Raw genomic sequence first — 8,361 nt, 5'->3', positions numbered from 1 at the left:
CAACGGGAACGAATGCGCTAGATTCCGCCTCTTTCGAACGATTTACAGGAGAATTCCATGCCGACATACGACTACGAATGCACCGCGTGTGGCCATCATTTCGAGGCCTTCCAGAGCATGTCTGCCGATCCGTTGACCGAATGCCCCGAATGCGAGGGCGCGGTGCGCCGCCTGATCGGAGGCGGGGCCGGGTTTTTGTTCAAGGGGTCCGGCTTCTATCTGACCGACTACCGCAGCTCCGGCTACCAAAAGGATGCCGCCGCCGACAAGCCCAAGAGCGATGCCCCTAAAAAGGATAAAAAGTCCGCTTCCAAAAAGGATCCTAAAAAGGCACAGTAACCGACTCATTGCGATTTCCGGTTGGGATGGTTTGTGTAACTGATAAAACGAAGGATATTGGACTATGAAGGATAAGAAGGAATTCTACAATTTGCTGGCGGGCTTGGACGGCCATCCGGTTTCCGAATACAGCCAGATGGTCGGCGACTTCGATTTTTCGCGGTACGTCATCAAGTGCTCCGCCATCGACTTCGAGTCCGAAGATGCGAGTTTGCCCGTGTTCACCATCCGTATCCCGCAGACCATCGCTGAAATTCCCGAGTACCTGTTCGATAGTCCCGTGCGCCGTACGGCCATGGAAGACCTGTTGCTTCGCCGCCTGGCCGCCAACGTCGAAAAGCTGGCCAAGTTCGACCAGAACGGCATCGCCCGCCGCCACATCGGCCTCTCCTCTCCCAATCAGAAGATTCTTCCCCGCAACGCCTTGTTGCTGACCAAGGAATACATCGAGGTGCGCATCGAGATTGCCCTGCCGGTTCAAACGGCGGTGGTCGATGGCGAACCGATGGCGGCGATCGATGGCGAATTGGCGCAGCAGATCTTCTTTGAAGACCTGCCGGAAATCATCAGCAACAGCCTGCTCTATTGCAACATCGATACCGCCGATGCCGACGGACACGTCAACAACATGGAAGACGCCGACCGTCTCCGCCAGTACCTCGGGGCTTCCGGCCAAGTGGCCTTCGTCGCCGAGGGGGCGCTCGTGAGCCGCATCGCCGGAACCGACCAGCCGGACTATGAACGGCTTTCCCCGGTCGAAGTGGATGCCCCGTTGCTCGAAGAAGTCGAAGTGCCGCATTCCGGCACCGTGCGCGGGATCGGCATCCCGAACGGACTGACGCTGATTCTCGGCGAGTCCAACAGCGGGCGCGTCGACCTGATGGACGCCATTGCCCAAGGCATCTACAACCATGTTCCCGGCGATGGCCGCGAAAACGTCGTGACCGTTGCCGATGCCGTCGGCATCCGCTCGGAAGTCGGCCGCTCCATCCAGCAGGTCGATATTTCGGCGTTCGCAAAGGAGCTCCCGGACGGCGGAAACCCCGTTTCCTACTCCACGAAGGCGGCCGGCGCCTTCACTTCGCAAGCCGCGTCCACCGTCGAAGCCCTCGAGGCCGGTGCCCGCGTACTGCTGTTCGATGAGCACAGCTCCTCCTCCACCTTCCTTTCGTCCGATACCCGGGTTGCTCCGTTGCTCGGCGAATCCAGCCGCAACACGCTGGCGGCCCGTGCCCGCCAGATGGTGGACGAGCTCGGGATCTCGATGGTCGTGGCCGGCAGCAGCCTGGTCGCCGAATTCATTCCGATTGCCGACAAGATCCTGAAGATCGAAAACTTCTGCATCTCCGATATCACCGAAGCGGCCAAGGCCCTTGACATCGTCCCCTCCACGGTGGTCGATAGCACCGTAAACCTCTCCTCGATGCTCAGCCGTTCGCGCTGGGTCATGCCCAGTTCCATCGACCCGAGCATCGGCCGCGAAGACCTCGTCATCGAAACCGACGAACAGGACTATCTCCAGTTCGGCCGCTCGATCGTCGATCTCGACGCCGTCAAGCAGATCGCCGACGCCGACCAGGCCCGCGCCATCGGTTTCGTGCTCTACTACGCCAAGCTCCGCTACATGGACGAAGGCTATCCGCTGCGCGAAATCCTCGACCTCGTCGACCGCGACCTGTCGAACGAAGGCCTCAACGCCCTCGTGCGTGTTCCGCGCGGCGACTTGGCCCGCCCGCGCCGTTACGAAGTTGCCGCGGCGCTCAACCGCCTTCCGGCCTTCCGCGTTTCGCATGTGACGGAATAACCGACGGTCGAATGTCGCAGGGCTGAAGGTCGAAGGTCGCTCAAGTGAGCCGGCTTTCGACCTTCGACTTTTCGACCCTGGGCTTTTTATGAAACTGGTTGTTCAGCGAGTGAAGCAGGCCTCGGTTGAGGTCGCGGGGGAGCGCATCGGCGAAATCGGCCCGGGCCTGTTGGTGCTGGTCGGCGTGTCGCACGACGATACGGTCTTCGATGCCCGTTACCTGGCCCGCAAAACCGCCGGCTTGCGCATCTTCGAGGATGCCGGCGGAAAGATGAACCTGTCCGTCGCCGACATCGGCGGCGAGATCCTTTCCGTCAGCCAGTTCACGCTGTACGGCGACTGCAGCAAGGGCCATCGCCCGAGCTTCATCACTGCCGCAAGACCGGACCAAGGCGAGGCGCTGTACAACGAATATGTCGCGGCGCTCGTTGCCCGGGGCTTTGCGCCGCACACCGGGCGGTTCGGCGCCGAAATGGAGGTCGGGCTGCTCAACGACGGGCCCGTCACCATCCTCGTCGAATCAACCGGGCGAACGAAGGATTAAGGGTTGATAATCCTTCCGTATTTACGTTTATTCATGGGTAACAATTTGAGGTGATTTATGGCAAAGCAAAAGACAACCGTTGGAACCATCGACAATGAAGTGCTGGCCTTCACGGCCGGACGCGACGTGGAGCTGGATCATGCGCTGATCACGGTCGACTGCATCGGGACGGCGGCGCATGTGACCATGCTCTCCAAAATGCCCGTGGAGCCGAAGCTGATCAGCGAAGAGGAACGCAAGCAGGTGATCGCGGGCTTGGTGGAAATCATCGGGCTTGCCCAGAAAAACAAGTTTACGATCGAGCTGGCCGACCAGGACGTGCATCTGGCGGTGGAGCGCACGCTCACGAAGAAACTGGGCGACCTCGGCAAGAAGATCCACACCTGCCGCAGCCGCAACGACCAGGTGGCCGTCGATCTGCGCCTCTATGCCAAGGAGCAGGTGCTCGCCACCTTGGAGGAAGCCGCCGCGCTGGTGGACGCCTTGGTTGCGTTTGGCCATAAGCACGAGGCGGTTCCGATGGTCGGGCGCACCCATATGCAACCGGGCATGCCGTCGAGCGTCGGCCTGTGGGCGACCGCCCACGCCGAAAGCCTGCTCGACGACTGCGTGGCGCTCGTCAATGCCTACGAGTTGAACGACCAATGTCCGCTCGGCTCCGCCGCCTCCTACGGCGTCCCGCTGCCGATCGATCGCCAGCTGACCGCCGACCTGCTCGGATTCAGCCGCCCGTCCCATAACGTGCTTTATGCCAACAACGGCCGCGGCAAGATGGAGTCGATCGTGCTCGGCGCCATGGGGCAGGTCATGCTGACGCTCTCGCGCCTGGCGCAGGATTTCATGCTGTTCACCATGCCGGAGTTCGACTACTTCAAGCTGCCGGCGGAGTTCTGCACGGGCAGTTCGATCATGCCGCAGAAGCAGAATCCCGATGTGTGCGAGCTGGTGCGGGCGAAGGCCTCGCGCGTCAAGGCGGCCGAGCTCGGCGTTTACGATCTGATCAAGGGATCGCCGACGGGCTACAACCGCGACCTGCAGGAAGCCAAGGAGCTGTTCATGGAAGGCATCTCCACCACGCGGGCCTGCCTACGCATCTTGGCCCCGATGGTCGAAGCAACCCAGGCCAACCGCCAGGCGTTGATCGATGGCTTTACGCCGGACGTCTTCGCCACCGACCGCGCGCTGGAGCTGGTGGGCGAGGGGATGCCGTTCCGCGATGCCTACCACTACATCAAGGAAAACCTCCACGAGCTCGAAAACATCGACCCCGTCGAGGCGATCAAGCTCAAGACCCATCTCGGCGCCCCGCTCGGCCTCGACTGGGATTATTTCAAGGACCGCTCCTCCACCGTAAAGGAAACCGTTCGGGAGGAGCGCAAGGCGTTTAACAAGGCGGCATCCGATTTGTTGGGGGTCAACTATCCGGTGGCGTGACGCACGACCGTCAATCGATGGCCGCGCTTCGCGTTCCTTGGCTCTTGCATTGCAACCGATGGGGGGAAAATGTTTTACCGCGAAGAAATACAGATTGAGACGACCGGCCACCGCGACATGCACGAGTTGACCTGCCGGGTCGAGGCCATTGCCGAGCGGTCGGGCATTAAAAACGGGCTTGTGCACGTCTTCAACGAGGGCAGTACGGGGGTCATCGGCACCATCGAATACGAGCCCGGATTGGAAAGGGATCTGCCGGAAATGCTCGACCGCCTGATTCCTCCGAGCCTCGACTATGGCCATGAGCGCCAATGGCACGACGGCAACGGCCATTCCCACCTGCAGGCCTCGCTCGCGGGGCCGGAAACCACCATTCCATTGGCAAACGGGCGTCTGGTGCTGGGAGCCTGGCAACAGGTGTTCCACCTGGAAGCCGATATCAAGCCCCGCACCCGCCGAATCATTGTTACGGTGCTCGGTGGGTAGGGGCGATGCTCGCGGAACCCCGGATTCCGGCACCCGGTCGCCGTTAAGTGCTTGCTTCTTCGATCCGAAAGCTTGATGCGCAATATGTCTACGTTCTCCTCCATTCTGTTCTGGCTCGGCATCGTTTTGATGATCGACGGGGCGTGTGGCCTGTTCTTTCAGGAGAAGTGGCAGAAGTTGGCGAGCGGGCTGGATATCCGGCGGATCGCATTCGTTGAACTGGGCCTTTCGGTGGCCCTGCTCACGGCGCACTATGCCCTGTCTTGACCGTCTGCCTCCTAGTTGTCGGGTAATAAACCTTCGGGGCTCTTGACTCTGTTTATTGCTCTGCTAAATATATACTGTTTTTGTTCGTAAGCATTTACTTGTCAATTAAGGAGAAACGCATGGCCCAGAAAAAATATGTCTATTTCTACGGGGTTTCGAAGGAACTCACCGAAGGCGATACCAGCATGAAGGCGATCCTCGGGGGGAAGGGAGCAAACCTCGCAGAAATGGCGAACGCAAACCTTCCCGTACCTCCTGGCATCACGATTTCAACCGAAGCATGCGCGTACTATTCCAAGACCGGCGGCAAGTATCCCCCCGAAATGGAAAAGCAACTCAAGGTGCAACTCAAGAAGCTGGAAGACAACATGGGCAAAAAGCTCGGCGATCCCGCCGATCCGTTGCTGGTGTCCGTCCGCTCCGGCGCCGCCGTCTCCATGCCCGGCATGATGGACACCGTTCTCAACCTCGGGCTGACCGACACGTCGGTGCTCGGCTTCATCGAACAGTGCGGCAACGCGCGTACCGGCTGGGATTGCTACCGCCGCTTCATCGACATGTTCGGCGACGTGGTCATGGGGCCCTACACCGGACTGACCCACCACGACTTCGAGGTCGAACTCGAATCCATCAAGAAAAAATACAAGGCCCAGGAAGACACCGACCTGACGGCCGAACAGCTCAAGGAACTCGTCGATATCTATAAGAAGGTCTACCAGAACAAGGTCAAGAAGCCCTTCCCGCAGGATCCAATGGAGCAACTCGACCTTTCCATCCGCGCCGTCTTCGGTTCCTGGAACTCCGAGCGCGCCGAAAAATACCGCCAGATCAACAAGATCAACGGATTGCTGGGCACGGCGGTCAACCTGTGCTCGATGGTCTTCGGCAACATGGGCAAAGAATCCGGCACCGGCGTGGCCTTCACCCGCGACGGCGGTACCGGACACAGCATGCCGATGGGCGAATACCTCATCGATGCGCAGGGCGAAGACGTCGTGGCCGGCATCCGCACGCCGAAGCATCTCGACGACATGCCGAACGAGGATTCGAAGGTTTGGGCGAAGGCCTATGCCGATCTCCAGAAGATCATGGCCCGCCTCGAGAAACACTACAAATATCCGCAGGACGTCGAATTCACCGTACAGGAAGGCAAGCTCTTCATGCTGCAGACCCGCAACGCCAAGCGCACCGGCCTCGCCGGCGTTCGCTGGGCCGTCGAAATGGCGACGGGCAAGGATTTCTTCACCGGCGAAAACCAGCCCAAGATCCTGACCCAGAAGGAAGCGCTGATGACGCTTTCCGGCGAGGACCTCGAACAGCTGCTCTTCCCGATCTTCGATATCGAGGCCGAAAAGAAAGCCCAGCTGATTACCTCCGGCCTGCCGGCCGGCCCGGGAGCCGCCGTGGGCATGATCACGTTCGAGGCCCACGAGGCCGAAGCCGAAGTCAAGAAGCACCCCCGGGAAAAGGTCGTGCTCGTCCGCCACGAAACCAGCCCCGAAGACGTGGGCGGCATGTGGGCGGCGCAAGGCGTGCTGACCTCCACCGGCGGCATGACCTCCCACGCGGCGGTGGTCGCGCGCGGCTGGGGCAAGTGCTGCATCTGCGGCGCCGGCGACCTGAAAATCGACTACAAAAAGAAAACCGTCACCGTCGGGGAGAAGGTCTATAAGGCGGGCGATTGGATCAGCCTGAACGGATCCACGGGCAAGGTCTACGAAGGCCAGATTCCCACGCAGGTCAGTCCGGTGGTTTCCGCCGTGGTCGACAACAACGCCGCCGCCAAGAAGGATCCGATCTACAAGATGTACGCCGAGGTTTCCAAATGGTCCGACGCCAACCGCACCATCAACGTGCGTACCAATGCGGATACCCCGAAGGATTCCACCGCCGCGCGCGCCTTTGGCGCCGAGGGCATCGGCCTCTGCCGCACGGAACACATGTTCTTCGAGGGCGACCGCATCTGGGCCATCCGCGAGTTTATTCTTGCCGACGACGAAAAGTCCCGCAAAGCCGCGCTGGCCAAGTTGCTCAAGCACCAGCAAAAGGACTTCGAGGGCATCTTCAAGGCCATGGACGGGCTACCGGTTACCGTGCGCCTGCTCGACCCGCCGCTGCATGAATTCGTTCCGCACACCCGGAAGGACCAGCAGGAAATGGCCAAGCGTCTCGGCGTCCCGCTCAAAAAGGTTACCGAGCGTGTGCAGTCGCTGCATGAGTTCAACCCGATGCTCGGCCACCGCGGCTGCCGCCTTTCCATCACCTACCCGGAGCTTTGCGTCATGCAGACCAAGGCCATCATCGGCGCCGCCTGCAAGGTGGCCAGATTGAAGAAGCCGATCAAGGTGCTTCCGGAAATCATGATCCCGCTGATCGGAACCAAGGCCGAGCTGGACTTCCTTGAAAAGATCGTCCGAAAAGAGGCCGAGGCGATCATTGCCAAGGCCACGGTCAAGGTGAGCTACATGGTTGGAACGATGATCGAGATTCCGCGCGCGGCGCTTACGGCCGACGAGATCGCCGATACGGCCGAGTTCTTCAGCTTCGGCACGAACGATCTCACGCAGATGACCTTCGGCTACAGCCGCGACGATATCGGTTCGTTCCTGCCCGACTACCTCAACGAAAAGATCCTGCCGTCCGATCCGTTCCAGCATTTGGACCAGACCGGGGTCGGGCAGTTGGTCAAGATGGGGGTGCGGCTCGGACGCGAAACCCGGCCGAACCTCAAGTGCGGCATTTGCGGCGAGCATGGTGGCGATCCCGAAAGCGTGAAGTTCTGCGTGAAAGCCGGCCTCGACTATGTCAGTTGCTCGCCCTACCGCGTGCCGATCGCGCGCCTGGCAGCCGCGCAGGCCGCCATCAAAGGCTAAAACCCCGGACATGTGGCCGGATCGAGGAAAGCCCGTCGCACGACGGGCTTTTTTGTGGCGCGGCGGCTTCTTCCTATCATCCCGAAAGGGGGGGCTCTTTCGTCGTTAATCACACTTCATGAAGTGTGAAAGCGGAAGGAGGACCCGTCTTCCGCCGTTATCTTCACCCTTCATGAAGTGTGAAATGTAGGGAGTGGCGCCGGGCTAGGCCGCTATGCGATTCGCCTTGCGGTTGCTATGGCCTTTCGTAGCTTGAAGTGGGCGCCGCCCGCGAGTTTGAGATACGGGCGTGGGCCTTTGCGCGTTTGCAAAATGTAGACCGGATTGACGGAGCGGCGGCTACAGAGGAAAAACTGCGGCCAGTTGAAAAGAACATAGATCGAAGGAACGTCCGACCGTGCGGAGATCGTGGTTTCTTTCGGCCATCCCAAGGGGGGCGTCTTTTGCCATTTCAATATCACACTTCATGAAGTGTGAAATGTGGGGGGCGCTGGGCTAGCCTGATCTATTCATAAAAATGGATGGGAATGGGGTTAACATACCGGGCTTAAGGTAAATATGGTTTTTTGTTTCAAAAATTTAGTCCCATCCATTTTTACCGGAGGCGCGGCGAT

7 protein-coding genes are annotated in these 8,361 nt (G+C 60.0%); all 7 read left to right on the top strand.

Features of this window, described 5'->3' with window-relative positions; genetic code table 11:
• The first annotated feature begins 57 nt into the window (after nucleotides 1–57).
• The 7 genes from ABYO54_RS10735 to ppdK all read left to right on the top strand — a co-directional run bounded on the left by ABYO54_RS10735 (nucleotide 58) and on the right by ppdK (nucleotide 7,747).
• A complete protein-coding gene (locus tag ABYO54_RS10735; RefSeq protein ID WP_372808247.1) occupies nucleotides 58–339 on the top strand; it encodes an FmdB family zinc ribbon protein in 282 nt (93 codons plus the stop codon).
• 64 nt (nucleotides 340–403) lie between these two features.
• Nucleotides 404–2,143: a P-loop domain-containing protein gene (locus ABYO54_RS10730; RefSeq protein ID WP_372808246.1), complete on the top strand. Its 1,740-nt coding sequence runs from the start codon at nucleotides 404–406 to the stop codon at nucleotides 2,141–2,143.
• A gap of 88 nt (nucleotides 2,144–2,231) precedes the next feature.
• Nucleotides 2,232–2,687, top strand: a complete 456-nt coding sequence (dtd, locus tag ABYO54_RS10725; RefSeq protein WP_372808245.1) for a D-aminoacyl-tRNA deacylase — start codon at nucleotides 2,232–2,234, stop codon at nucleotides 2,685–2,687.
• Nucleotides 2,688–2,744: 57 nt separating this feature from the next.
• On the top strand, nucleotides 2,745–4,121 hold the full coding sequence (argH, locus tag ABYO54_RS10720; protein WP_372808244.1) for an argininosuccinate lyase: 1,377 nt from the start codon (nucleotides 2,745–2,747) through the stop codon (nucleotides 4,119–4,121).
• A 69-nt stretch (nucleotides 4,122–4,190) separates the two neighbouring features.
• Nucleotides 4,191–4,607 (top strand): secondary thiamine-phosphate synthase enzyme YjbQ, encoded by a 417-nt coding sequence (locus ABYO54_RS10715; RefSeq protein WP_372808243.1) that lies wholly within the window; start codon nucleotides 4,191–4,193, stop codon nucleotides 4,605–4,607.
• A gap of 84 nt (nucleotides 4,608–4,691) precedes the next feature.
• Complete coding sequence (locus ABYO54_RS10710; protein WP_372808242.1) at nucleotides 4,692–4,874, top strand: hypothetical protein; 183 nt, start codon at nucleotides 4,692–4,694, stop codon at nucleotides 4,872–4,874.
• Nucleotides 4,875–4,993: 119 nt separating this feature from the next.
• On the top strand, nucleotides 4,994–7,747 hold the full coding sequence (gene ppdK / locus ABYO54_RS10705; protein ID WP_372808241.1) for a pyruvate, phosphate dikinase: 2,754 nt from the start codon (nucleotides 4,994–4,996) through the stop codon (nucleotides 7,745–7,747).
• The last annotated feature ends 614 nt before the right edge of the window (nucleotides 7,748–8,361 follow it).

The organism is Pontiella sp., from assembly GCF_041622395.1.
In the GTDB taxonomy this organism is placed as follows: Bacteria; Verrucomicrobiota; Kiritimatiellia; order Kiritimatiellales; family Pontiellaceae; genus Pontiella.
Note: the sequence above shows the minus strand (reverse complement) of the source record. Positions and strands in the feature narration are given on the sequence as shown.

Bases quoted from the DNA above. Each gene is read 5' to 3' on its own strand.
- argH (WP_372808244.1), top strand. From the start codon at position 2,745: ATGGCAAAGCAAAAGACAACCGTTGGAACCATCGACAATGAAGTGCTG.
- ABYO54_RS10710 (WP_372808242.1), top strand. From the start codon at position 4,692: ATGTCTACGTTCTCCTCCATTCTGTTCTGGCTCGGCATCGTTTTGATG.
- ABYO54_RS10735 (WP_372808247.1), top strand. From the start codon at position 58: ATGCCGACATACGACTACGAATGCACCGCGTGTGGCCATCATTTCGAG.
- ABYO54_RS10730 (WP_372808246.1), top strand. From the start codon at position 404: ATGAAGGATAAGAAGGAATTCTACAATTTGCTGGCGGGCTTGGACGGC.
- ABYO54_RS10715 (WP_372808243.1), top strand. From the start codon at position 4,191: ATGTTTTACCGCGAAGAAATACAGATTGAGACGACCGGCCACCGCGAC.
- dtd (WP_372808245.1), top strand. From the start codon at position 2,232: ATGAAACTGGTTGTTCAGCGAGTGAAGCAGGCCTCGGTTGAGGTCGCG.
- ppdK (WP_372808241.1), top strand. From the start codon at position 4,994: ATGGCCCAGAAAAAATATGTCTATTTCTACGGGGTTTCGAAGGAACTC.